16 protein-coding genes and 4 tRNA genes are annotated in these 24,607 nt (G+C 41.8%); 9 read left to right on the top strand and 11 right to left on the bottom strand.

The annotated features are described in order from the left end of the window. Positions 1 to 62: 62 nt before the first annotated feature. The 3 genes from DXX94_RS02735 (at position 63) to DXX94_RS02725 (ending at position 8,070) form a co-directional block, all read left to right on the top strand. Complete coding sequence (locus tag DXX94_RS02735) at positions 63 to 4,901, top strand: NAD-glutamate dehydrogenase (protein WP_116013698.1); 4,839 nt, start codon at positions 63 to 65, stop codon at positions 4,899 to 4,901. 101 nt (positions 4,902 to 5,002) lie between these two features. Further along, positions 5,003 to 6,013 (top strand): quinone-dependent dihydroorotate dehydrogenase, encoded by a 1,011-nt coding sequence (gene pyrD / locus DXX94_RS02730; RefSeq protein ID WP_116013697.1) that lies wholly within the window; start codon positions 5,003 to 5,005, stop codon positions 6,011 to 6,013. A 575-nt stretch (positions 6,014 to 6,588) separates the two neighbouring features. Beyond that, a complete protein-coding gene (locus tag DXX94_RS02725) occupies positions 6,589 to 8,070 on the top strand; it encodes an OmpP1/FadL family transporter (RefSeq protein WP_116013696.1) in 1,482 nt (493 codons plus the stop codon). Positions 8,071 to 8,165: 95 nt separating this feature from the next. Here the strand turns inward: DXX94_RS02725 and DXX94_RS02720 are convergent, their stop codons facing one another. From DXX94_RS02720 to ctlX, 4 genes are all read right to left on the bottom strand, one after another. Then, complete coding sequence (locus tag DXX94_RS02720; RefSeq protein WP_147302233.1) at positions 8,166 to 8,960, bottom strand: hypothetical protein; 795 nt, start codon at positions 8,958 to 8,960, stop codon at positions 8,166 to 8,168. A 197-nt stretch (positions 8,961 to 9,157) separates the two neighbouring features. Next, on the bottom strand, positions 9,158 to 10,822 hold the full coding sequence (gene asnB, locus DXX94_RS02715; RefSeq protein WP_116000437.1) for an asparagine synthase B: 1,665 nt from the start codon (positions 10,820 to 10,822) through the stop codon (positions 9,158 to 9,160). A gap of 270 nt (positions 10,823 to 11,092) precedes the next feature. Further along, positions 11,093 to 12,535, bottom strand: a complete 1,443-nt coding sequence (locus tag DXX94_RS02710) for an alanine/glycine:cation symporter family protein (RefSeq protein WP_116018251.1) — start codon at positions 12,533 to 12,535, stop codon at positions 11,093 to 11,095. Between the two features lie 102 nt (positions 12,536 to 12,637). Continuing rightward, complete coding sequence (gene ctlX / locus DXX94_RS02705) at positions 12,638 to 13,705, bottom strand: citrulline utilization hydrolase CtlX (protein ID WP_258872084.1); 1,068 nt, start codon at positions 13,703 to 13,705, stop codon at positions 12,638 to 12,640. Between the two features lie 114 nt (positions 13,706 to 13,819). Here ctlX and DXX94_RS02700 point away from each other — a divergent pair, with 114 nt between their 5' ends. Then, complete coding sequence (locus DXX94_RS02700; RefSeq protein WP_116013694.1) at positions 13,820 to 14,281, top strand: Lrp/AsnC family transcriptional regulator; 462 nt, start codon at positions 13,820 to 13,822, stop codon at positions 14,279 to 14,281. Between the two features lie 101 nt (positions 14,282 to 14,382). On the opposite strand, the gene DXX94_RS02695 is transcribed toward DXX94_RS02700, so the two are convergent. From DXX94_RS02695 to DXX94_RS02680, 4 genes are all read right to left on the bottom strand, one after another. Next, a tRNA-Asn gene (locus DXX94_RS02695) sits at positions 14,383 to 14,459 on the bottom strand. Positions 14,460 to 14,547: 88 nt separating this feature from the next. Then, a tRNA-Asn gene (locus tag DXX94_RS02690) sits at positions 14,548 to 14,624 on the bottom strand. Between the two features lie 89 nt (positions 14,625 to 14,713). Beyond that, positions 14,714 to 14,790 (bottom strand) — tRNA-Asn (locus DXX94_RS02685). Between the two features lie 81 nt (positions 14,791 to 14,871). Beyond that, positions 14,872 to 14,948: transfer RNA gene (locus DXX94_RS02680), tRNA-Asn, on the bottom strand. A 596-nt stretch (positions 14,949 to 15,544) separates the two neighbouring features. Between DXX94_RS02680 and DXX94_RS02675 the strand changes: the two genes are divergently transcribed. The 3 genes from DXX94_RS02675 (at position 15,545) to uvrB (ending at position 21,608) form a co-directional block, all read left to right on the top strand. Beyond that, the gene (locus DXX94_RS02675; protein ID WP_116013693.1) at positions 15,545 to 17,527 is read left to right on the top strand and encodes an alpha/beta hydrolase family protein; all 1,983 of its coding nucleotides are present in this window, start codon (positions 15,545 to 15,547) and stop codon (positions 17,525 to 17,527) included. Positions 17,528 to 18,234: 707 nt separating this feature from the next. Beyond that, positions 18,235 to 19,611 carry an MATE family efflux transporter gene (locus tag DXX94_RS02670; protein WP_116013692.1) on the top strand — a complete coding sequence of 459 codons (1,377 nt, stop codon included), beginning with the start codon at positions 18,235 to 18,237 and terminating at the stop codon, positions 19,609 to 19,611. Further along, positions 19,608 to 21,608, top strand: a complete 2,001-nt coding sequence (uvrB, locus tag DXX94_RS02665) for an excinuclease ABC subunit UvrB (RefSeq protein ID WP_116013691.1) — start codon at positions 19,608 to 19,610, stop codon at positions 21,606 to 21,608. The genes DXX94_RS02670 and uvrB overlap by 4 nt, the downstream gene beginning before the upstream one ends. Positions 21,609 to 21,695: 87 nt before the next feature. Here uvrB and DXX94_RS02660 read toward each other — a convergent pair whose 3' ends face one another. Then, positions 21,696 to 21,908: a hypothetical protein gene (locus DXX94_RS02660; RefSeq protein ID WP_116000432.1), complete on the bottom strand. Its 213-nt coding sequence runs from the start codon at positions 21,906 to 21,908 to the stop codon at positions 21,696 to 21,698. A 258-nt stretch (positions 21,909 to 22,166) separates the two neighbouring features. Between DXX94_RS02660 and DXX94_RS02655 the strand changes: the two genes are divergently transcribed. Then, a complete protein-coding gene (locus tag DXX94_RS02655; RefSeq protein ID WP_116013690.1) occupies positions 22,167 to 22,766 on the top strand; it encodes a GTP cyclohydrolase II in 600 nt (199 codons plus the stop codon). A gap of 98 nt (positions 22,767 to 22,864) precedes the next feature. Here DXX94_RS02655 and DXX94_RS02650 read toward each other — a convergent pair whose 3' ends face one another. Next, on the bottom strand, positions 22,865 to 23,476 hold the full coding sequence (locus DXX94_RS02650; RefSeq protein ID WP_116013689.1) for a TetR/AcrR family transcriptional regulator: 612 nt from the start codon (positions 23,474 to 23,476) through the stop codon (positions 22,865 to 22,867). A gap of 106 nt (positions 23,477 to 23,582) precedes the next feature. Here DXX94_RS02650 and DXX94_RS02645 point away from each other — a divergent pair, with 106 nt between their 5' ends. Beyond that, positions 23,583 to 23,978, top strand: coding sequence for an MAPEG family protein (locus tag DXX94_RS02645; protein WP_116013688.1), 396 nt, complete (start codon positions 23,583 to 23,585; stop codon positions 23,976 to 23,978). A 113-nt stretch (positions 23,979 to 24,091) separates the two neighbouring features. Here the strand turns inward: DXX94_RS02645 and DXX94_RS02640 are convergent, their stop codons facing one another. Next, positions 24,092 to 24,577 carry an acyl-CoA thioesterase gene (locus DXX94_RS02640; RefSeq protein WP_220348016.1) on the bottom strand — a complete coding sequence of 162 codons (486 nt, stop codon included), beginning with the start codon at positions 24,575 to 24,577 and terminating at the stop codon, positions 24,092 to 24,094. Between the last annotated feature and the right edge of the window lie 30 nt (positions 24,578 to 24,607).

Below are 24,607 nucleotides of genomic sequence, written 5' to 3'. Positions count from 1 at the left end.
GTAAAAAGTACTTTAAAAAACACAACAATTACTCAATTCGTTTTATCCAAAAGGAAAGCGACATGGCGTTCGTAGACGGTTTACCCTCAGTTTTATTAACAAACGTAGCTCAATCTATTCAACAAAAAGTCCCAGCAGAAACAGCAGGCCTAGTCGAGCAATTCGCTCATTTACTTTACGGTAATATCTCCACCACTGACCTTGCCAACCGTAATGATAGTGACATGTATGGTGCCACTATGAGTTTATGGAATTCATTAAACGGCCATCAAGATGATAGCCCAGTGATCAAAGTGTTTAACCCAGAAGTGGCTAAACATGGCTGGAAATCAAGCCATACGATTATCGAAGTTATTGTCGCCGATATGCCGTTTTTAGTAGATTCATTAAGAATTGCACTAAATCGTCAAGGCGTATCACCGCACTTAATGATCAACACGCCAATGCAAGTAGTGCGTGACGCGAAAAACCAAATTAAACAACTTGGTGCTTCAGTAGATAAGAAGCTTAGAGGCAGCAAAGTTGAGACCGTATTCTTTATCGAGATTGATCGCCAAGACGACAGCGCGGTGCTTGCTGCGATTGCCGAAGACTTACATTCAGTTGTCAGCGACATTTCTTTAACGGTTTCTGATTGGCAACCAATGTTGAAAAAGCTGCAATCAGTTGTAGCTGATGTTAAAAAGGCGAAAGTGCCTTGCTCTGATCAAGAAAAGCAAGATTCATTAGAGTTTTTAGAGTGGATCGCAAACAATCATTTTACCTTGATGGGTTACCGCTCTTACGACATTAAAACGTTAAAAGGGGACATGGCGCTTGCAGCCAATGTCGATTCGAGCCTAGGCTTGATGAAAAATTCAAAAGGCACTGAACAACGCTTGATCTCAACGTTAAGCGAAACAGCTAGAGAAGTTGCACTAGGTGATAGCTTACTTATTTTAACAAAAACGAATTCACGTTCACGTGTCCACCGTCCAGCCCACTTAGATTACATCGGTATTAAGCGCTTTGACGCAAAAGGTAATGTTGTCGGTGAAGAGCGCTTTATCGGGCTATTTGGCTCAGCCTACTACACCAATAGCGCGTTAGATTTACCATTAATTAAGTCAAAAGTTGCCGGTGTCTGTGAATTATCAGGTTTTGCTCCAGGTTCACACGCATATAAAACACTGATCAATATTTTAGAAACCTATCCACGCGATGAAATTTTGCAATCAAGCGTTGCTGAGTTACTGCAAAACGTAAAAGGCATCTTGCAGATGCAAGAACGTGATTATACTGGCTTGTTTGTGCGTCGTGATGCCTTCTCTCGTTTCTACTCGTGTATGGTGTATGTACCAAGAGAGCGTTACAACACAAAACTAAGAATCCAAACGCAGCAGTTATTAAGTGATGCTTTTGGCAGCAAAGAAGAAGTTGAATTTAACACTTACTTCTCAGAATCAGTACAAGCAAGAACTCACTACATTGTCCGTGTCGATCACACAAAAGCAGATATCAACGTGAAAGAAATTGAAAAGAACTTGAATGAAGCGGCCCGCAGTTGGGATGACAAATTATCGGCCTTGTTGAATTCTCATAAAGGTGAGTCGGTTGGTAAGGCTTTAAGCCGCAAATATTCTGCATTCCCACAGTCATATAAAGATGAAGTGATGCCGGGTACAGCGATTGTTGATATCGAAAAATTAGAATCGGTATGTGAAAGCTGTCCACTAGAGATGCTGTTCTACCAGCCACAAGAAGAAAAGTCGGGTAGCCGTTTTGTTAAATTAAAACTATTCCACAAAGGTGAGCCGTTGCATTTGTCTGACGTGCTACCTATGTTGGAAAACTTTGGTTTACGTGTTATCGGTGAAAGCCCATATGCCATTCGCACTGCAGACGGTGAAACTTGTTGGATTCTAGACTTCTCTATGTTGTTAACTGGCGATCGCGCTTTCAACTTAGAACAAGTTCAAATGTTGTTCCAAGACGCTTTTGCAAAAGTCTGGGCAGGGCAGTTAGAAGATGATGGTTTTAACCGTTTGATTCTTGGTGCAGGGCTAGCGGGTCGTGAAGTATCAATCATTCGTGCCTTTGCCAAATATGAGCGCCAAATTGGCGGTACATTTAGCCAAAGTTATGTGGAAGATACCTTTGCTCGTTATCCTAACTTAGCTGAACTATTGGTTAAGCTGTTTAACTTGCGTTTTAGCCCGAGTGCAAAGCGCACTGAAAAAGCAGTTAACAAGGTACTTGATGACATTGAACAGTCACTAGATAACGTCGCTAACCTTGATGACGATCGTATCATTCGTCGTTTCGTTGAAATGATTAATGCGACCATTCGAACAAACTACTTCCAGAAAAATGCGAGTGAGCAAGAAAAGTCTTATATCTCATTCAAAATCTTACCTGAAGAAATCTCAGAAATGCCGCTACCTATGCCTAAATTTGAGATTTTCGTTTACTCACCGCAAGTTGAAGGTGTTCACTTACGTGGTGGTAAAGTGGCTCGTGGTGGGTTGCGTTGGTCTGACCGCCGCGAAGACTTCCGTACTGAAGTCTTAGGCTTAGTAAAAGCCCAGCAAGTGAAAAACACTGTGATTGTACCTGTCGGTGCAAAGGGTGGTTTTGTTTGTAAACAATTACCACTAGGCGGCACACGACAAGAAATCTTTGAAGCGGGCCAAGAGTGTTATAAAACCTTTATTCGCGGTTTATTAGATATCACAGACAACATCATCAAGGGCGATATTATTTCGCCAATTGATGTTGTTCGCCATGACGAAGATGACCCATATCTAGTAGTTGCAGCAGACAAAGGTACCGCAACATTCTCTGACATCGCTAACGGTATCTCTGATGAGTACAACTTCTGGATGGGTGATGCCTTTGCTTCAGGTGGCAGTGTCGGTTACGACCATAAAGGCATGGGTATTACTGCAAAAGGTGCTTGGGAATCGGTTAAGCGTCACTTCCGCGAAATGGATATTGATTGTCAAACAACTGATTTTACAGCGATTGGTGTCGGTGACATGGCTGGTGACGTATTTGGTAACGGTATGCTGTTATCTAAGCATATTCGCTTACAAGCTGCGTTTAACCATATGCATATCTTTATCGACCCAGATCCTGTTGCAGCACCGACTTACAAAGAGCGCGAGCGCTTGTTCAACATGCCAGGTTGTACGTGGGAAGATTACAACAAAGAGTTGATTTCTGAAGGTGGTGGTATTTTCAGCCGCGCGGCAAAATCAATCAAACTTACACCGCAAATTAAGAAAATGATCGGCACGCAAAAACAAAGCATGGCGCCGAACGACTTAATTAAAGCCATTTTAAAAATGAAGGTAGACCTACTTTGGAATGGTGGTATCGGTACTTATGTTAAAGGCAGTGGCGAGACTCATTTAGAAGTGGGTGACCGTGCTAACGACGCATTACGCATCAACGGTAGCGAGTTACAAGCTAAAGTCGTAGGTGAAGGTGGTAACTTAGGTTTAACTCAGCTTGGCCGTATTGAATATGCAGCTAATAGTGGCCGAATTAATGCCGACTCTGTAGATAACGTTGGCGGTGTAGACTGTTCGGATAACGAAGTAAACATCAAAATTCTACTTAACGGTTTAGTACAAAGCGGTGACTTAACTGTTAAACAGCGTAACAAGTTGCTTTATGACATGACTGATGAAGTATCAGAAATCGTGTTGAAAGACTGTTACGACCAAACGCACTCGTTATCTATTACGGCAATGCGCGGCGCTGATCAACTAAAAGAGCAAACACGCTTTATTCACGAATTAGAGCGTGATGGCAAGCTAGATCGCGCGTTAGAGTTTATTCCAAATGATGACGAAATTGCTGAGCGCCTAGCGCAAGGTAACGGCCTTACTCGTCCAGAGCTTTCGGTACTACTTGCTTACAGCAAAATGGTATTAAAAGAAGATTTAGTTTGTGAAGAAATCACCAGTAACCCATATCACGATCGCCTACTGATTGGTGCATTCCCTGGTCTGTTACAAGAAAAATACAGTGCGCAAATGCAAGATCACCCGCTACGCGCTGAAATTATTGCCACTAAACTTGCTAACAAGCTTGGCAACGACATGGGCTTTAACTTCGTAAACCGTATGCAGGAAGAAACTGGCGCAAGTGTTGCTGAAGTTGCTAATTGCTACACCATGGCAAGTGAAGTATTTGAAATGGGCGCAGTATGGCAAGACATTGCAGCGTTAGACAACAAAATTGAAACGTCTGTGCAAACTGAAATGTTATTCCAACTGCGTCGCAATGTTCGCCGCGCAACGCGCTGGTTCTTGAGACACCGTGACAAGGGCATGGATATTCAACAAGCGATTGATTTCTATCGCCCTACGTTTGATGCATTAGCGAAAAACCTAAGCAAATACATGGCTGCTGATGAAGTAGAGCAGTTAGTACATGTTGAATCTGGCCTAGTTAAATCAGGTGTGCCGAAGAAAACAGCTAAGCGTATTTCACAGCTAAGCACCTTGTTCTCAGTAATGGATATTGCAGAGATTGCCGCAATTGATGGTCGCTCGATTGAGTTTGTTGCAGAACTTTACTTCAAGCTTGGTGACCGATTAGACCTGCATTGGTTCTTAGACCAAATCACTGCACAGCCTGTTGCTAACCACTGGCAAGCATTGGCTAGAGCGTCATTTAGAGAAGAGCTTGACTGGCAGCAGCGAGCTATTACTATTGTCGCTTTGAAAGTAGATGCTAAGGGCAACAACTCAGATGAATTGCTTGAGCAGTGGTTTGAACAGAGCGCACAACCACTTGAGCGCTGGCGTCATATCTTGGCTGACTTTAGAATGTCGCCAACGCATGAATTTGCTAAGTTCTCAGTCGCATTAAGAGAATTAATGTTACTAAGTTTACATAGCGCGGCGTAAGCCAAGTTGCTCTATTAAAGTCCCTGCTAAGCAGGGACTTTTTGTATTTAATTCATAATTTAACTTATAACTTAACTCATAACTTAAACAAGAGGAAAACCATGTTGTATTCGGCGATTCGAAAGATGATGTTTCAATTTGATCCAGAAGCTATTCACAACTTCACTATCAAAGGGTTGCATGTAACCGGAAATTCACCATTAAAAGTCGTATACACACAAACCGTGCAAGACAAGCCTGTGGAAGTGATGGGCATTCGCTTTCCTAATCCGGTAGGTTTATCTGCCGGTCTTGATAAAAACGGCGAATGTATTCAAGCCTTTGCTGCGATGGGGTTTGGTTTTGTAGAAATTGGCACTATTACGCCGAGGCCTCAACCGGGTAACCCTAAACCACGCATTTTTCGATTAGAAGAAGCTAATGCTGTGATTAATCGAATGGGCTTTAACAACAAAGGCGTTGATTACTTAGTAGAGCAAGTGCGAAAAGCTAATTTCAAAGGCATTTTGGGCATTAATATTGGTAAAAACAAAGATACACCAGAAGAAAATGCGAAAGATGATTACATTCACTGTATGCGTAAAGTTTATGACTACGCCAGTTATATTACCGTAAATATTTCTTCGCCAAATACGCCAGGTTTACGCTCTTTACAATATGGTGAAGCGTTAAATGAGTTACTTGCGGCTTTAAAAGTCGAGCAAAAATCGCTTGCTGAGCAATACGGTAAATATGTGCCAGTTGCAGTAAAAATTGCACCAGATTTAACGCAAGAAGAAGTTGAAGGCATTGCTGACTGCTTAAAAGCAAATGATATTGATGCGGTCATTGCGACAAATACCACGCTTGCTCGCGATAAAGTTGCGCATTTGCCGCATGGCGATGAACAAGGCGGCTTAAGCGGTGCTCCAGTCAAAGAGCAAAGCACGATTGTAATTAAGCAATTGGCGCAAGCTTTAGCAGGGCAGCTACCTATTATTGGTGTTGGTGGTATTCAATCAGTTGAAGATGCCAAAGAAAAGCTTGCCGCAGGCGCTTCGTTGGTTCAAGTCTATACTGGCTTTATCTATGAAGGGCCAAAACTGGTTAAAGATATTGTTGATGCGTTATAAGTGAATCATCACGCTTATCTAGTAGAAGTTAGCAAACGCTAAGCTTGACCCCTTTAAGTCTCAGTTTGACGTTAAGCTGAGGCTTAAATCCTACTCGCCATAGCAGTAACCAGTTTTAAACCAACGTAATTGTGATCCATTAGTGCGAGTTATTTTCAATGGTTAATCTTAGATTCTCTTAATGTACTTGGTGAATAAATATTCAATATACAGTGTGGTTTATGCATAAAAGTTCAACAGATTTAAACTGGCAACTACATTTTTAATGACTCATTAACGTTGTAATTGCACATTTAATTTAAAGATTTTACGCATTGATTTTGTAGTTCCCAGAGTTCACTAAAAATAAAGGTGAGTGTATTTAATATACAATAATCTGTTGTTTATAAAGCATAAAACATAATCTTTACTTGCTAATACTATGTTTGGTTGAATGAGCTTGAATAACGAAAATACAATATGGCTACATATTGTTCGTAAATATCAATTATCGTTCAAATAGTATAAATAGTTGTTTGAAATATTATTCATCAGATATAAGATGAAATTGCATTACAACAGTATTACAACAATTTATGCAGTATAAAAAATTATCAATAATTATTAGTTCTCTTCTTCTTTCATCTTCATTTTCTCAAATTACCCAAGCCGCAGGCTTTAAAATTTATGAACAATCAACTAGTAGCATGGGCAATGCTTATGCAGGGCGTGGTGCGGTAGTTGAAGATGCTTCTATCTTGTATTCCAATCCTGCTGGGTTAACAAAACTGCCAGGTGCTAGCTTATCCATCGGTGGTGGTTATATCTTTGGTCAGTCTGAATATTCTAATGTGTCGGCCACCAACGTACTTGGTCAGCCTGTTTCTGGAGAAACCAGCGGTGACTTTGATATTAGTGAGGTGGTGCCATATGCATTTTATGCCTCACCGATTAACGATGAATGGGCATGGGGTGTAGGTCTATATGCTCCTGCCGCTATTTCAAGTACTTACGACGAAAACTTCATCGGCAGAAACTTTGCACAAGATACTGAACTAACCATTATCAGTTTACAGCCAACACTCGCGTATCAAGTTTCCGAGCAGTTCTCGGTAGGCCTTGGTATTAGCATTTCGTATGCTGAAGGGCGCTTAACCGCCTTTAAAGATATCGGTGGCCTTTGTGAAAATGCAGACTTTATTAATGCTGCCTATGCTCCATTGGGGTTAGGTGATGTTCACAACAGTAACTACTGCGATATTCAATATGAGCTAGATAGCAGCGATTGGGCAGTCAGTGCCACATTAGGAGCACTATGGCAGCCAAATAGTTCAACAAGCATTGCTTTTGTTTACAACTCCGCAATTGATTTGACCTTAGCAAATGATTTTGAAATTACTAATGTGCCTATTGTTGGCGCGGCAGCTGGCGGGCGTGATGATTTATTTGTCGTTGCTCCAGAGTTACCAGCCGTTGATTTAAACACTGGCTTATTGGCTTCGTCACCGCTTGAAAAAGAAGCCGCTCAAATGGACTTAACCCTGCCACAGAACTTTTCAATTAGTGTTAACCAAGCAGTGTCTCCTGAACTATCGTTGCAAGCATCATTGCAATGGATGGATTGGAGTGAGTTCGACAACATCAGCATTATAAGCGAACAAGAAACTGGCCCTATTTCGCAAGTAACAGAAGCTGACTTAAATGAAGATGGCTACATTGCCTATATACCAGAAAAGTGGGAAGACACTTTTGCATTAGCGCTTGGTGTAACGTACCAGTGGTCGCCTAAGGTTAAATTGAAAACTGGTGTTGCATATGACACTAGCCCAATTCCACAAGAGCGAAGAACTGCACGTATTCCAACTGATGATCGAATTTGGTGGACGATTGGTGGCAACTGGCAACTCAATAGTGATTGGACGTTAGACTTAGCCTATGGCTATATGTGGATGAAAGACACTAGCATCAATGAATTTGAATACAATGTGCAAGATCAGCGTATAACCAACGCTAATTTAACCGCTGACTATGATACTAACGTTCATCTATTGTCTGTACAGCTAAATTACTGGTTGTAGTTTAACGTTAGTTGCACAAGTTCAACTGAAAAAATGCCAATCATATGATTGGCATTTTTATTTGTGTTATTTGAGTTTGGTTGAAATGCTTGATGCTATTGCGCAGGTGGTGGCGTAGTCGCGGTTGTTGAAGCGCCAGCAGCAGGGCGTTCCATACGCTCAATCAATAGCTTTACTGATGTATCAAGCTCAGCAACCATAGTGGCTAATTCTATTTGTTGTTGATCGCGACTCGATGATTTGTTTTCTAAGCTAGATAACTGACTAGCAAGCTTTTCGATTTCTTGTTTAACCGACTGAGCCTTACCTAGTTGATCGGTAAGTGCATTAATATTAAATGCCGTTGCGCTTTGCTTATCGCCTAACTCAATAATCGCCGTTTTGTTGGTGAGAATTTCTGTGTTGGTTTCAGTTAGCTTATTGTCGGTTTTGATGGTTTTAGAGCGTAGCTCTTTAATCTGTGATTGGTTTTTACGCCACGCCGATGCCCACAGCTTATCCATCTCACTCCATAGCTTATCAGTCTTTTCAATTAAGCCTTCGAGTTTCGCGCGCATCGCAACCGTTGATTCACCCATTTCTTCATCAGTTGCCGATAGCTGACGTTCTAAATCAAGAATGCGGTTCTCAGCGGAAATAAGCTCTTGCTCGCGTTTTACATCTTGTTGAAATGCCCAATAACCACCAGCCGCAATTACGCCGTAAATAATAAGGTTATTTAAAATACCTAAAGCAGAGCTTTTCTTTGGTGCTGGTTGGCTTGGCTCATGTTGCGGTGTTGGTGCTTTTGATGAACCCGATTTGCTTGGTTTTTTCGTACTGCGGTAGGCTTCAACCTGATCAAGATCAGGCTTAATACTTGGAATATTGTCGTCGATTGGGTTAGTCAAAACAGGAGATCCTAACTGTTTCACGGGGTTTATGGCTTAGATGTCACTACTTTAAAGTAATTTTCACTAAAAATTAACTGACAAGTGTAAATAATCTTATTTGTTGTGTGTTAAAGGAAAAGTTTAAATAAAAAAGGCGCTACTGATAGTTTAGTAGCGCTTTCTCATTGTTAATAACAATCGTTTTACAACGTTAGCTAGTAACTGTCGTTATGTACCGACTGTACTGCTCGGCCTGAAGGGTCGGCCATGTTTTGGAATGCTTCATCCCAAGCCAGTGCTTGCGGAGTAGAGCAGGCTACTGATTTACCACCTGGCACACATTTCGCGGCGCTTTCTAGCGGGAATTTTTCTTCGAACACAGTGCGATAGAAGTAAGCTTCTTTGGTATCTGGCGTGTTAACTGGGAACTTAAATTCCGCGTTTGCCAACTGCTGATCGCTCACTTGCGATTCAACATATTCTTTTAAACCATCAATCCACGAGTAGCCGACACCGTCCGAGAACTGCTCTTTTTGGCGCCACAAAATTTCTTCTGGCAAGTAGCCTTCAAAGGATTCACGTAAAATGCTTTTCTCCATTTTACCGCCGCCACACATTTTATCTTCTGGGTTAATGCGCATTGCAACATCAAGGAAGTTTTTATCCAAGAATGGTACGCGAGCTTCAATACCCCAAGCCGACATTGATTTGTTCGCTCGTAAGCAGTCAAACATATGTAACTTATCTAACTTACGCAGTAACTCTTCATGGAATTCTTGTGCGTTTGGCGCTTTGTGGAAGTATAAGTAACCACCAAAAATCTCATCGGCGCCTTCGCCAGAAAGCACCATTTTGATGCCCATGGCTTTAATTTTACGCGCCATTAAATACATCGGCGTTGAAGCACGAACAGTGGTGACATCGTAAGTTTCTAAGTGATAAATCACTTCTTTTAGCGCGTCGATACCCTCTTGCTCGGTAAACACAACATTGTGGTGCACCGTACCAATCGCATCGGCCACTTTTTGCGCAGCAATTAAATCAGGTGAGCCTTCTAAACCACAGGCAAACGAGTGCACTTTTGGCCACCAAGCTTCTGATAAATCATTTTCTTCAATACGGCGCGAGGCATATTTTTGCGTAATCGCAGACACCAGTGATGAATCTAAACCGCCTGATAGCAACACACCGTAAGGTACGTCGGTCATCAAGTGACTTTTCACTGAATCTTCAAGCGCCGTGCGCAGCTTTTCTTTGCTGGTGTGGTTGTCTTTGATTGCATCGTATTGCATCCAGTTGCGCTTAAAGTATTTGCGCAATTCGCCAGTTTTGCTGTCTAGCACATGGCCTGGAGGGAATTCCTTAACCGTTTTACAAACTGGCATTAATGATTTCATTTCTGAGGCAACATAGAAGTTACCGTCTTCATCATAGCCTGTGTAAAGTGGGATAATACCAATGTGGTCGCGAGCGATAATGTAGCGATCTGCTTTTTCATCGTATAAACAGAAAGCGAACATGCCTTGCAGTTTATCAATAAACTCTGCGCCGAATTCCTTGTACAGCGGTAAAATAACTTCACAGTCAGAGTGCGTTTGGAATTCGTAATCAACCGTTAAACTCGCCGCAAGTGCTTTGTGGTTATAAATTTCACCGTTAACCGCTAAAACGTGTGTTTTATCTTCGTTATAAAGTGGCTGAGCGCCGTGCTCAGTATCAACAATGGCTAAACGTTCGTGCACTAAAATTGCATTGTCACTAGTGTAAATGCCAGACCAGTCTGGGCCGCGATGACGTAAAAGACGAGAACATTCTAACGCAGTAGGGCGAAGTGCCGACGCACTAGTTTTAATATCAAGAATACCAAAGATCGAACACATTGAAGTGCTACTCCTTTTTCCAAATTGTATGAGGTGCAGTGTTTTAACTTATTGAAGCGACTGCGAATAAATATCCAATTAAAGTAAAACTATTTAACCGGTTAGTTACTGAATAACTAATATTGGACAGAGATTAAATAGGGTTAACGTTAACACTTAAACAAACGGTTGACCGTCTGCAGTTGCTATTTAACATGCCAGCTTCTCGTGAAAAAGCAACCCTTAATTTTACTAAATCTTCACTAAATCAGTAAAAATTGAATAAAAACTCTATTTCTTATCCCAAATACCTGAATAGAGCTTACCTTGATAGTCGATATTTTGTGCAGAGAAGCTGATTTCAGGCTTAATTTGACTCTGAGCTGGTAACGACATTTGATTCGTGCGCTGCTGACAATAGTCTTTAAACAATGCTTTAATCGTTGGAGTTAATTGCACTATGGCAAAAATGTTAACCAGCGTCATCAATCCTAGTGCCATATCAGCCATCGCCCAAACATGAAATAGCGACGCATTTGCACCCCACAGCACCATGGCTAAATAACAACTAGTATAAATACCGCGTCCGAGATTGTTGTCTAGCTTAAACAAGTGCAGATTACTCTCAGCATATGCATAGTTAGCAACCACCGAGGTAAAAGCAAATAGGGTAATTGCAGCGGCGACAAAATAAACGCCGCCATCTCCGATGTGGGCGGTCATTGCATCTTGGGTTAGGCGAATACCTTCCATTTCACCACTCATGGGCAGGTCGGCCAGTAAAATAATCACGGCAGTACAAGTACAAAGCACAACCGTATCAACAAATACGCCGAGCATTTGCACATAACCTTGTGCGACAGGGTGATTAGGAGTAGGGGAAGCACTTGCCGAGGCGTGAGGTACAGAGCCAGCCCCCGCTTCGTTCGAATATAAACCCCGCTGAATGCCATTTTTAATGGCGGCACCGAGCGCGCCTGCCCCTGCTTCCTGTAAACCAAAGGCAGAAGCTAAAATATCACCAATTAGGGCAGGGATGTGCTCAATATTAAGGGCAGCAACCGTTAGCGCCGCCAAAATATAGGCAATCCCCATAAACGGCACGACTAGCTCTGCAAAGCGGGCAATGCTTTTAAAACCACCCATAACAATTACACCGGCAAATAAGGTAATCGCGAGACCTGAATACATATGTGGAATATCTAGGGCGTGATTTAGCGCATCGCTAATGGTGTTGGCTTGCATCGCACTAAAGCTAAAGCCATAACCCAAGAATAAACAAATAGCGAATGCAACTGCCAGCCAAGGCTTATTCAAGCCCATTTTTATGTAGTAAGCAGGGCCACCGCGATATTCTTTATGATCATCTTTTACTTTGTAGAGTTGACCCAAAATGCTTTCGGCAAAGCCTGTTGCCATGCCCAAAAAGGCAATCACCCACATCCAAAAAACAGCACCAGCGCCACCTAGCGAAATTGCCACTGACACACCCGCCAAGTTACCCGTACCAACCCGGGCAGATAGACCAGTACACAACGCCTGAAAAGAGCTAATGCCGGCACTATCGCCTTTGGTGCTGTTTTTCATCACGAAAAACATATGGCGAAAATGGGCAAACTGGACAAATTTCAATTTGAAGGAAAACCAGAAACCGGCAAATACCAGTATATAAATGAGTAGTTGACCAGAGCCCCACAACAAGTTGTTGATGTTTCCAACAGTGGCATTAAAGATCTGATCAAACATACGACCTCCTTATTTGTTCTACGAGATTATTGTTCGAATCGCCTTACCTTAGCGTATTCTAAGTATTTGTGCACACATACATTTTTAATGCTATGTATGCAACTTTTTAGAGGGCGTTAAATGAATACCTGCCAGCATACAGCGAATTGAGCCACCCGCCATTTCAACAGTGGGAATGTCAAAAGTTTCGATTCGTGCTTTTTCCGATAGTATTGCGATTTGTTGTTTTGATAACGACCGATAAGCTGTGGTTGACATCGCGATAAATCGTCCTTCGCTACCGCTAAGTTCCAACATATTGCCAGCAAACTGATTTATCTGAATTTCACTTAGTGAAATATGAGTTTTACCACTATTGTGAATAAACTTAAGTACTTGCTCGCGCTCCTTATTATCGCGAATCATTTCATCAGCAATAATGACAAAACCAGTCGTCACGCACATCAGTACATTGGTGTGATAAACAGCTTTACCTTGGCGATCGGTGGCATTGAAAAATACTGGCGACAAGTTTTGCTGATGGCAAAAGTCCATCAGCGGCGCTTCATCAGCACGTTTTGAGCGTGTGACATAGACCAAGTGATTTAGGTGATCGATCACTAATACGCCGGTACCTTCCAAAAACTGTTGTTTTTGCTCCCAACACGAAAGATCCGTTAGTTGGTCAACCTGATAATTAGCAATCAAGTGCTCAATAATGTCGTGTCGTTTTTCTAGGCGCCGATTTTCTGCGTACATCGGATATAAATAAAAGTGACCATCACTATGAGTTGAAAACCAATTGTTGGGAAAAACAGCGTCTGGGGTATTCGACATTTTGTCTTCAAACAAATGCACTTTTACCCCTAGGGTAGATAATTTGTTAGCCACTTGACTCACTTCATCAAACGCTTGTTTAGCAATTTGTTGCTGACTCAGCGTAATCTTGTCGTTTACCTGAAAAGTATTATCGTTTGCCGTTTGTGGATTCGGCTTAAATTGATGCGGGCGCACCATCACTACAGCCTTGGGTGCTTGAATAGCTGCCTGCATTGGTGCTTGTGTTGGCGCTGGTATTGGCGCTTGAGTTGTTTCTGATGCGTGTACCTCTGATCCTGAACAATTTAAGTCGGCAATTGTTAGAGTGGTTTTAGTTGGTTTAGCGTGAGTTGATAACATAATGAAATTCGCTTTGTACAATATATTGCTAGGCTAACCCCCAAGCATGCTAAACAAAAAGCGTAATAATGTGGTAAATTGATAGTCAAAATATACAAATAGATAAGCTAAGTTATGCAAAATGATAACTTTGAATTAAAAACGCTCAATCCACATCGTTACGACGCGTTAGATCAATCGCTGATTGCCTTGCTGCGTAATGACGGCCGTGCGCCTGTTTCTGAGTTAGCGAAACAACTCAAAGTATCACGTGCGACGGTGCAAAGTCGTATCGATAAATTAATTACCACAGGGGCAATTTTAGGTTTTACGATTCGCGCTCATGAAGGGCTTGAGCAAGATACGGTGCGAGCTATGATGATGATTGAAGTGATTGGCCGTTCAACCTCGCAAGTTATTCAGCAGCTAAGGGGCATTCCTGAGTTGGTTAAACTGCATACCACTAACGGTAAGTGGGACTTAGTGGCTGAAATTAATACCAGCAATTTGGTTGAGTTTGACCGTGTTTTGCGTATCGTTCGTGAGATAGAAGGGATTATTGCCAGTGAGACCAGTATTTTGCTAACCACAATTTAAATTGGTTAATGTGGCCTGGAGCAGGGCTAGTGAGATTTTCTAGACGAAAAAAAAGACCATCAAATGATGGTCTTTTCTGTTTCACTTGCTAGTGAATTAAGTGGCTCCCCTGGTCTGATTTGAACAGACGACACATGGATTAACAGTCCACCGCTCTAACCAACTGAGCTACAGGGGAATAAACTTTTACTGCCATCGTTTGATGGGCTTTTTCTTAACTTATTGCCTAACCAATTTATTAGTAATGAATAAGTACAAGAAGAAATTGGCTCCCCTGGTCTGATTTGAACAGACGACACATGGATTAACAGTCCACCGCTCTAACCAACTGAGCTACAGGGGAATAAACTTTTACGTTGAGCTTTCGCTCTGATAACCGCTAACAAATTCAGCCATTACCTTTAATTCTATTTTTCTTTCTTTAGAAGAAAGTGGCTCCCCTGGTCTGATTTGAACAGACGACACATGGATTAACAGTCCACCGCTCTAACCAACTGAGCTACAGGGGAATAAATTTTTACTTTCTTTAACACTATATGATTTAATAACAACTGATTTACCTAGTCATTATCTTTACTCTTAAAAAAGAGTGGCTCCCCTGGTCTGATTTGAACAGACGACACATGGATTAACAGTCCACCGCTCTAACCAACTGAGCTACAGGGGAATAGTGTTTATATCAGTAGTGAAACATACCGTTTAACAGGCTTGCCTCGCTAACGGGGCGGAATATTAAAGCCCGTTAGTGAGAGTGTCAACACAAAAATGACAAATTCTTTCACAATTAGATCGTTTGCTGAATATGTGGTCAAGTGGTGGTAATTTTGCGCACAATTAGCTGATATCTCTAAGGTTGCCTGCTGATACCTACAAGTGTTTGTGGATGTTTTAATCGAAAGTCTTCAGTCTGCATTATTTAGATAGTAGCTTATTTATTTGTATGGCAATGAGGAATGCAATTTGATGTTGTCATTAAAAGCTCAGTGCACATCAGTTCACATCACTTAATATGAGTAACGCCATTCATTCCAATCATTCAATTATATCACTCTGTTTAACTTCTTCGATACTTAACACCCCGCAAACGGCTCTAATTGACCCTTTCAGTTGAGTCAACTATTCTCAGTTTTGTCGTTACACTTCTAGCTTGCTTGTTATTGATTTATTAGGAGTTAGTTGAAAAGCACTAGAAACATTGAGGGTAGCGATAAAACAATAAAAATATGGTCAGAGGTATCGACTAATTACAATAAGGAACGTGAAATGAACCATAAAATATCATCGCTATTGGTGATTATGGGCTTGCTATTTGGGTGTAGCGAGTCTGGTAACACCAATCAAGAAGCGGTGTCCGCCGCAAAACCTGATGCACAAGCTGCAAAACTAGCAGAAGCAACGCCAACAATACCAACATATTCAGCCGAAACCTTTTTCAAAACCACTAGTATTTATGGCTCACGCATCAATTATTCTGGCGAATATGCCTTAGTGAGCTCTGACGAGTCAGGTATCTACAATGCTTACCAATATCCGCTCAATGGCAATAAGCCCACACAACTGACCCAATCGACCACAGACGCTATTTGGGTTGTTGATTGGTTTCCAACCGATGATCGGTTTTTATATTCTTCTGACCAAGGCGGCAATGAGCTCAATCACGTTTATGTTCAGTCACCAGATGGCACCGTAAAAGACTTAACGCCGGGTGAGAACTTAAAAGCATCATTTGTTGGTTGGCACGAAAGTGATAAGTGGTTTTATATAGCGACCAATGAACGCGATGCTAAAGTGTTTGATTTGTATAAATATAGTGTTGAAGACTACAGCAGAGAGTTACTCTTTGAAAATAACAATAACTATTTTATCAGCGGTGTCACACCAAATGGGCAGTGGATAGGGCTTTCAAAATCTAACCGCAATACAGATACGGATTTAATTATTGCGAACGTTAGTAGTGGTAAATTGATCAATCTGTCTGATGATGACAATGATGCTGAAGTTAACTTACTGGACTTTTCACCTGACAATAACACAGTGGCGTATTCAACTAATCTTAACGGCGAGTTTTCTCAGCCATGGACTTATAACATTGAAACTGGTGAGCACAAACAAATCACCGACTTAAACTGGGATGTAGCTTATTTAGTGTATTCACCTACTGGCAAGTACAGTGTGATGGGGGTGAACGAAGATGCGAGCACAACGGTAACTATTACTGAACTAGCCAATGTAGATCAATCAAATGTTGAGCAAACAAGTGGTGAACAAACAAGTGGTAAGCAAGTCATCATCCCAAATTTAGCAGCAGGCGATATTCGCGGTGTAAACTTTTCGTCTGATGAACGCGTTGTTAATTTCTTGTTGAACTCAGATACTTCTCCTTCCAATCTTTATACCTATCAATTTGGCAGTGATGCACCCATCAAGCTAACCAATACATTAGCGAAAGAAATGGACGAGCAACACTTAGTAGCAAGTAGTGTTGTACGTTTTAATAGCTATGATGAGTTGCCTATACCAAGCTTGTTGTTCAAGCCTAATCAAGCTTCAAGTACCAACAAGGTACCAGCGCTAATATGGATACATGGTGGTCCAGGCGGACAATCAAGAACCGGTTATTCTGCGGCAAGGCAGCATTTGGTCAACCATGGTTATGCGATTTTTGCCGTTAATAATCGAGGTTCGTCCGGTTATGGCAAAACCTTCTACCACCTTGACGATAAAAAGCACGGCGATGTTGATTTAAAAGACATTGTTTACGGTAAAAAGTACCTGCAATCATTGGATTGGGTAGACGCTGATAAAATTGGCTTGATAGGTGGTAGCTATGGCGGCTACCTAACCATGGCGGGTCTTGCGTTTACCGATGAATTTGAAGTTGGCATCAATATTTTTGGTGTAACTAATTGGGTTCGCACACTTAAAAGTATTCCGCCTTGGTGGGAAGCGTTTAAAGAAAGCTTGTATCAAGAAATGGGTGACCCTGCGACAGACGAAGAACGCCACCGCGCGATTTCTCCGTTGTTCCATGCTAGCAATATCAAAGCACCAGTGCTGATTGTGCAAGGTGCCAACGATCCTCGCGTATTACAGGTTGAAAGCGATGAAATGGTTGAAGCAATTCGCAAAAACAATGTGCCAGTAGATTATGTGTTGTTTGACGATGAAGGTCATGGTTTTAGAAATAAGAGCAACCGTATTGAAGCGTCTGAAGCTTATGTTAATTTTCTAAAAAAATATTTATAAAACTAGGGAAAAACTTGCTCTCTGTTTAGTTCTGCCTGTTAATTAGCGCAGAGAGCAATCCGTGTTTTCATCAAAGTTTTTTCAGTATCAAATATTCTCTAACGTGTCTGTCCAAGCTATATAACTCTTACCTGTTAACTACTGTATTGATTGGACTTACACTCCGTATTTAGCGTACTACCATAAGTGAATTATCAGCAGTGAGCTTAAACAACTCAGTAACTTCGACGAGTTATCCACTTAAATTGTGGATAACTGTGTGAGTTAAAGTGTAATAGTTGGTAATTGCGAATAAAAATGGGGCCTGTAGCGCGTTGGTTAAAATTTAACTAGTTGTCACGATACCTTTTATAAACAACAAGATAGCTTGTGTTTTGTACAATGTTGCACCGTGCAGCCTGTTTATTAGGCGATTCATCGATTTTGTCGAGTATCTGTGTGTTGTTTTTGCGATGATGCGCTGGCAGGGCTTGTTCTATGTGCTTAATCTATGCGCAGAACTTTTATGTGGTAGCACAGCAAGTGTTTACACTTTGTTGCGAATCAATCTAGGTGAAATAAAAGATAGCAATAGCGAGTCTTATCACTATCTTTTACAATAGTTGTTTCGCGGTATCGCAAAGCACACAAAAACACAAAGCGTGCGAAGAACATTAAGAACCTTCCCTGTTCGTTTGACCAGTTACATACGGTAATCAATTAAGTACATGACCGACACAAAACATAAAAACCAGATCGACTTGCTGGCCGATCCGGTAGGGCCAACCTTGAAAAATATGACCATTCCAATGATATACGGCATGGTTCTATTGATGACCTTTAACTTGGTTGACACGTTTTTTATTGGCTTATTAGGCACACAGCCGCTAGCTGCAGTAAGTTTTACCTTTCCAATCACCTTTACTGTGTTAAGCCTAACCATAGGATTAGGCATAGGCACATCAGCAGTCATTGCAAAATACTTAGGTGCAAAAGACAAAGAAACGGCAAAAGACAACGCAACCAGTGCTATGTATTTAGCCGCTGTAATTGTCTCGATAGTATCGGGTATTGGCTATTACTTTACTGATGAAATTTTCCACTTACTTGGTGCAAGCGATAGCTTACTACCACTTATTCACGATTACATGGACATTTGGTATTTAGGCAGTGTCTGTTTAATTGGTCCAATGATTGGTAACGCGGTGCTGCGTGCGTCAGGGGATACACGAACACCGAGCATTATTATGGGCAGTGCTGGTTTAATTAATGCAGTATTAGACCCTTTGTTTATTTTTGGCCTTGGCCCAATACCAGCGATGGGAATCAAAGGTGCTGCAATTGCTACCTTAGTGTCATGGCTTGTCGGCTTAGCGTTAGTCCTTCATATTTTGGTCAATAAACGACAGCTTATTCACGCTCATTTGATTCCGATTAACAGCTTGCTTAAGTCGTGCAAAGGCATTTTACACATTGGCTTGCCTGCCGCTGGCGCAAATATGTTAACGCCTATTGCCGCAGCGATTATGACAGCAATTATTGCGGGCTACGGTGAATCTGCAGTGGCGGCCTTTGGTGTTGGCTCGCGAATTGAATCTATCGCTAGCTTAGTGGTATTGGCGATGTCGATGACCTTACCACCATTTATTAGCCAAAACTTTGGTGCGGGTAATATGGCGAGAGTTGAGCAGGCGTACCGCACATCAGTGAAATTCGTGATGATTTGGCAAGTATTAATTTATGCCATTCTTATTCTGATATCGTCATGGGTTGCAGACGCTTTTGCTAAAGAACAAGCGGTGGCCGATCTTATCAAGTTATTCATTTACACCTTGCCACTGGGCTATGGCTTACAAGGTATTATTATTCTGACTAATTCATCATTTAATGCACTGCACAAGCCTATTGTTGCTTTAGTGCTATCAGTTGTGCGTTTATTTGTTTGTTATGTGCCGCTTGCCTACCTAGGTAGCTACTTATATGGCCTAGAAGGTTTCTTTATTGGTGCACTGCTGGGCAATTTAGTCATGGCATTTATCTCTTACTATTCATTTACGCGCCAATTTATCGATGAAAATATAGATGCGGAGCCGCAGTCGACATGAAGTCAATTGAATTAGTTTCTGATTATACGCCAAGTGGCGACCAACCAACTGCGATAGCACAATTGCTTGATGGCATAGACTCAGGTCTTGCTCATCAAACACTACTTGGCGTAACTGGCTCAGGTAAAACATTTACGGTGGCGAATGTTATTGCCAAATTAAATCGCCCAACCATGATGCTGGCGCCAAATAAAACTTTAGCGGCTCAGCTTTATGGGGAGATGAAAGAGTTTTTCCCGAACAATGCCGTTGAATACTTTGTTTCTTACTACGATTACTATCAGCCGGAAGCTTACGTGCCGACAACGGATACATTTATCGAGAAAGATGCATCGATAAATGATCATATTGAGCAAATGCGACTATCGGCCACTAAAGCATTGCTAGAGCGACGAGACGTTATAATTGTTGCGTCGGTATCGGCGATATATGGTTTGGGTGACCCTGACTCGTACCTGCAGATGATGCTGCATTTGCGTCAGGGCGATATCATCAATCAACGCGATATTTTGCGCCGCTTAGCTGAATTGCAATACACCCGCAACGATTTGGCGTTTCAACGGGCAACATATCGTGTGCGTGGTGACGTGATTGATATTTTTCCAGCAGAATCTGATCGCCTTGCATTACGTGTTGAACTGTTCGACGAAGAAGTGGAAAAAATAAGTGAATTTGACCCGCTAACCGGCGCGGTTGAGCGCACGCTTGCTCGAGTTACTGTTTACCCTAAAACTCACTATGCGACACCACGCGACAAAATATTAGCAGCGGTAGAGTCGATCAAAATTGAGCTTAAAGATCGCGCTCAGCAGTTAAAAGATAATAACAAGCTGATAGAAGAGCAACGTATTGTTCAGCGCACTCAGTTTGATATTGAGATGATGACTGAACTTGGTTATTGCTCAGGTATCGAAAACTACTCACGCTACCTATCAGGTCGCGAAGCAGGTGAAGCGCCACCGACTTTATTTGACTACTTACCGGATGACGGCTTGCTAGTGATTGATGAATCACATGTTACTGTGCCGCAAATTGGCGCCATGTATAAAGGTGACCGCTCGCGCAAAGAGAACCTAGTGGAATATGGCTTTCGCTTGCCATCTGCGCTTGATAACCGTCCGATGAAATTCGAGGAGTTTGAAGCGCTGGCACCACAAACCATTTATGTGTCGGCAACGCCAAGTGGTTACGAACTAGAAAAATCTTCAGGCGAAGTTGCTGAGCAGGTGGTTAGGCCAACGGGTCTGCTTGATCCAGAAATTATGGTACGCCCTGTTGACACTCAAGTGGACGATTTACTTTCAGAAATTAACAAACGCATTCCGCTAGGAGAACGTGTACTTGCTACAACACTGACTAAGCGTATGGCCGAAGACTTAACCGATTACTTAGACGAGCACAATATTAAAACCCGTTATCTGCATTCAGATGTCGATACCGTTGAGCGGGTAGAAATTATTCGCGATTTTCGTTTAGGTAAGTTTGATGTGCTCGTAGGTATTAACTTGCTGCGTGAGGGCTTAGATATGCCTGAAGTTTCTTTAGTCGCTATTTTAGATGCTGACAAAGAGGGCTTCTTACGCTCAGAGCGTTCACTCATTCAAACCATCGGTCGTGCGGCGCGTAATGTGAATGGTAAGGCGATTTTATATGCTGACCGCATTACTGGCTCAATGCGCAGAGCAATTGATGAAACAGAACGTCGCCGTGCTAAACAAGATGATCATAACAAAGCCAATAACATCACACCTAAAGGGGTGAAGCGTAAAATTACGGATGTGATGGACGTTGGCTTAGATCCTGAAGAGCAATTGATCGCCAATAAAGTGGCCGAGCAAAAAGCTGCTTATAAAACGCTTTCGTTTGAGGAAATTGATGAGCAAGTTAAGCAGCTTGAAGCAAAAATGATTGAACATGCTAAAAATCTAGAATTTGAACAAGCTGCTGCGATACGAGATGAAGTAGCTAAACTGAGAGAGCAACAGCTAAGTCGCTAGTGCGTATACCAAATTCAATAGTCTAGCTAATCTGGTCAGCGCATTTAGTTATAGTGGCCAGATTTACTCGTGTTGCTCTCATTTGCGCTACCTTAACTCAGGCATAGAGTAGCGCCCTATAATGTCTGCAACGGCATCACTGTTGCAATGCGACAAGTTACTAATTTCTTCTATTATTTTATCCTGCACGTCAAGCGGGAATAGCATCAGCTGTTCCAAATACAGATGTGCAGCGGTCTCCTTATTGCAATTAATCATATTGGCTAAGTGCATGGCATGATTTCTCCATATAGCGCTCATAAATACATCCTCATATGTGTGAACACTATTATTAATTGTAGTTGATGCCCCTTAAGAGGTTAGATTCTTTGGTTATCTAAAAAATACCCACACTTTTTATGTGTTATAAACGTTCTTGGTTGAGTTATAACTTTGTCGTAAGTTTTCTAAGCAGTTACCTAGAAAAGTTCGCCATTTCAGTGAACAAGGAGTAAAATCCGCGATCTAATTTTATTAGTTGCCGTAAAACTAATAAACGCAAAGAGATCAAATAGAGATATGTCAGAAATTAGAGCCAGAGTTAGCCTTAAAGTTGGCCAAAACAGTGATATCGACGCAGAAATTATTAGCTTCACTGGTTTTGATAAAGATAATGAGCACGTCGCCATGGTGTTCAAACAAGCAGATTTAAATCAAGATGTACCATTGGTGCGCGTGCATTCAGAATGTTTAACTGGTGACGTGTTCCATTCATCACGCTGTGACTGTGGTGAACAACTAGATGAAAGCATCAATGTGATGGCGGAGCAGGGTGGTATTATTCTGTATATGCGCCAAGAAGGCAGAGGCATTGGTCTTTACAACAAAATTGATGCTTATGTACTGCAAAGCCAAGGGTTAAATACCTATCAAGCCAATAATCACTTAGGTTTTGAAGATGATCAACGCAGCTTCGAACATGCATTTGCCATGTTGGACGCGCTTGATATTCAACGTATTAAGTTACTGACCAATAACCCAAGAAAAGCGAGAGCACTCGCTACCCACGTAGAAGTGACTAAGGTGGTCAATACTCAAGTTCATTTAAAAGATGATAACGCTAATTATCTTGCTGCCAAACAAGAGCACGGTAAGCACAATATAAAACTTGAGCCATAAGGTCTTGAGAGGCAAAACATTTACGTGTTGTTATCCGCGCCAGATCTGAACTAGCTCAGATCTGGCGTATGATATTACGCCTTAACTGCTATGATAAACTAAGCCAGTGCAGATGGTGATGTGCACCAGTTAATACAGGTTTGTTTAAGCGTTGCCACAGCCGATTTCACGCTACTTCCTCCCGCATCTATACACTGCGTTAGCAGCGCTCCCCATGCAACACAAACCAGAAATTCGGCAGATTCTGCGACATTTATATTGGCGCTAATTTCGCCAGCTTCTTGATTTATCTTCAAAGTATCATGAGCTCTTGAAACCAGCATCGACCTGTAGCTATGTACTAGTTCAATATGCCTTTCTTCAAGTACTGAACGTTGAGATGCGGCTCCTACCATCAGGCAGCCTAACGGAAACTTTTTACCTTCTTCACTTTGCCTGTCAAGCATTGCTTCAAACACGCTAACTAATGAATTCATAGTTGGCTTTGCGGTCATTTCAGCGAAATGCCCCTCCATTACTCGATGATACAAGGAAAGAATCTGGGCAAAAATGTCAGCTTTATTGCCAAAAGCATTGTACAAGCTAGTTCTTGGCAAGGATGAAGCAGCCTCAAGGTGGCCGAGATTAGTTGCTTCATAGCCTTGCTCCCAAAAAGTCCACATGATCTTGTAAAGGACTTCATCTTCATTAAAACTGCGATTTCTTGGCATTTTGTACTAGCCTAAACAAAATAGATTGAACTGTGTTATTTATTCTGCCATATTTAATTTGTATTGCGCAGTACAAATTAAATAAATTAATTAAGGAGAATAAACCATGTCTATTGAATTACTTTCGCTTTACATCTTTTGTACAACCATCCTATTTACCTTGTTTACACAGGCAATGGTGTTAGTTGCAAACTCTAATTTTGCTTATGTATCAGGCAACAGAGACTTACCTTTGGATAACCCACCTGCGATTTTGGGCCGAATTGAACGTACTATTCGAAATTCAGTTGAAGCCGCTGTTGTGTTTGCACCTTTGGTGTTTATTGCCGCACACAGCGGTATTTCAAACGTTTTAACACAATGGAGCGCTATTATATTCGCTGGCGCACGCGTGCTGTATGCCATTAGCTACGTGCTAGGTGTTACCGGCGCTAGAACACTAATTTGGAATATTGGAGTTACTGCTATTGGGGCATTTGGCGTTGGGATCTTAATGGGGTAATCAGTTAGAGAATGATTGTGCTTGGTCTTTATTGGGAGCGTGATGAGCCGCTTGGCTCGCACGATCCCATTGATAGAGACTTACATGTAACTAACGCAAAACCATCACATAAGTTAAGCGGGAATGGCTTGCGCTTTAGGCGAAGTAGCCTCGGCTTTTGAGGTTATTTGATAAGACTCGGCAAATTGTTGTGGCATACGTTTTGGGCGCCCTGTGCTTAAATCAGTGCAAATATAATCTGTTCTCGCACGTAGCAAGGTTTTCTTATCTTTTATCCTAACAACTTGAAAAGTGCGGCTTGCCCGAAGTTTACCATCGTTGGCAGAGAGCCAGTTAAACACGGCAATCTCATCATCCAAATAAGCTGAACTAATATAATCAAGTTCGTGGCGAACTACCGCCATACCGCGATTAAGTGATTGGCAAGTCTGCTCATCTAAACCAACATATCGAGTATGCGCCCATACCGTGGCATCAAGCCATTTTAAGTAAACAGCGTTGTTAACATGACCAAAGCCGTCTATGTCCTCTTGAGTTACTTTAAACATTTTGCCAAAGGCGTTGGGGTATTCTGCTAACTGTAAAATTGACTCATCCATAAATATCTAACTACCAGTATATAAAACAAC

The sequence above is a fragment of the Thalassotalea euphylliae genome, assembly GCF_003390375.1.
Classification (GTDB): Bacteria; Pseudomonadota; Gammaproteobacteria; order Enterobacterales; family Alteromonadaceae; genus Thalassotalea_F; species Thalassotalea_F euphylliae_A.
The sequence above is the reverse complement of the archived record's forward strand: the minus strand, read 5'-3'. Positions and strand labels throughout refer to the sequence as shown.

What these genes read in the sequence shown, in the direction of transcription:
- DXX94_RS02735 (WP_116013698.1), top strand. Translation starts at nt 63, where the DNA reads ATGGCGTTCGTAGACGGTTTACCCTCAGTTTTATTAACAAACGTAGCT.
- uvrB (WP_116013691.1), top strand. Translation starts at nt 19,608, where the DNA reads ATGAAGTCAATTGAATTAGTTTCTGATTATACGCCAAGTGGCGACCAA.
- DXX94_RS02660 (WP_116000432.1), bottom strand. Translation starts at nt 21,908, where the DNA reads ATGAGCGCTATATGGAGAAATCATGCCATGCACTTAGCCAATATGATT.
- DXX94_RS02655 (WP_116013690.1), top strand. Translation starts at nt 22,167, where the DNA reads ATGTCAGAAATTAGAGCCAGAGTTAGCCTTAAAGTTGGCCAAAACAGT.
- DXX94_RS02675 (WP_116013693.1), top strand. Translation starts at nt 15,545, where the DNA reads ATGAACCATAAAATATCATCGCTATTGGTGATTATGGGCTTGCTATTT.
- DXX94_RS02700 (WP_116013694.1), top strand. Translation starts at nt 13,820, where the DNA reads ATGCAAAATGATAACTTTGAATTAAAAACGCTCAATCCACATCGTTAC.
- asnB (WP_116000437.1), bottom strand. Translation starts at nt 10,822, where the DNA reads ATGTGTTCGATCTTTGGTATTCTTGATATTAAAACTAGTGCGTCGGCA.
- DXX94_RS02640 (WP_220348016.1), bottom strand. Translation starts at nt 24,577, where the DNA reads ATGGATGAGTCAATTTTACAGTTAGCAGAATACCCCAACGCCTTTGGC.
- ctlX (WP_258872084.1), bottom strand. Translation starts at nt 13,705, where the DNA reads ATGTTATCAACTCACGCTAAACCAACTAAAACCACTCTAACAATTGCC.
- DXX94_RS02670 (WP_116013692.1), top strand. Translation starts at nt 18,235, where the DNA reads ATGACCGACACAAAACATAAAAACCAGATCGACTTGCTGGCCGATCCG.
- pyrD (WP_116013697.1), top strand. Translation starts at nt 5,003, where the DNA reads ATGTTGTATTCGGCGATTCGAAAGATGATGTTTCAATTTGATCCAGAA.
- DXX94_RS02725 (WP_116013696.1), top strand. Translation starts at nt 6,589, where the DNA reads ATGCAGTATAAAAAATTATCAATAATTATTAGTTCTCTTCTTCTTTCA.
- DXX94_RS02650 (WP_116013689.1), bottom strand. Translation starts at nt 23,476, where the DNA reads ATGCCAAGAAATCGCAGTTTTAATGAAGATGAAGTCCTTTACAAGATC.
- DXX94_RS02645 (WP_116013688.1), top strand. Translation starts at nt 23,583, where the DNA reads ATGTCTATTGAATTACTTTCGCTTTACATCTTTTGTACAACCATCCTA.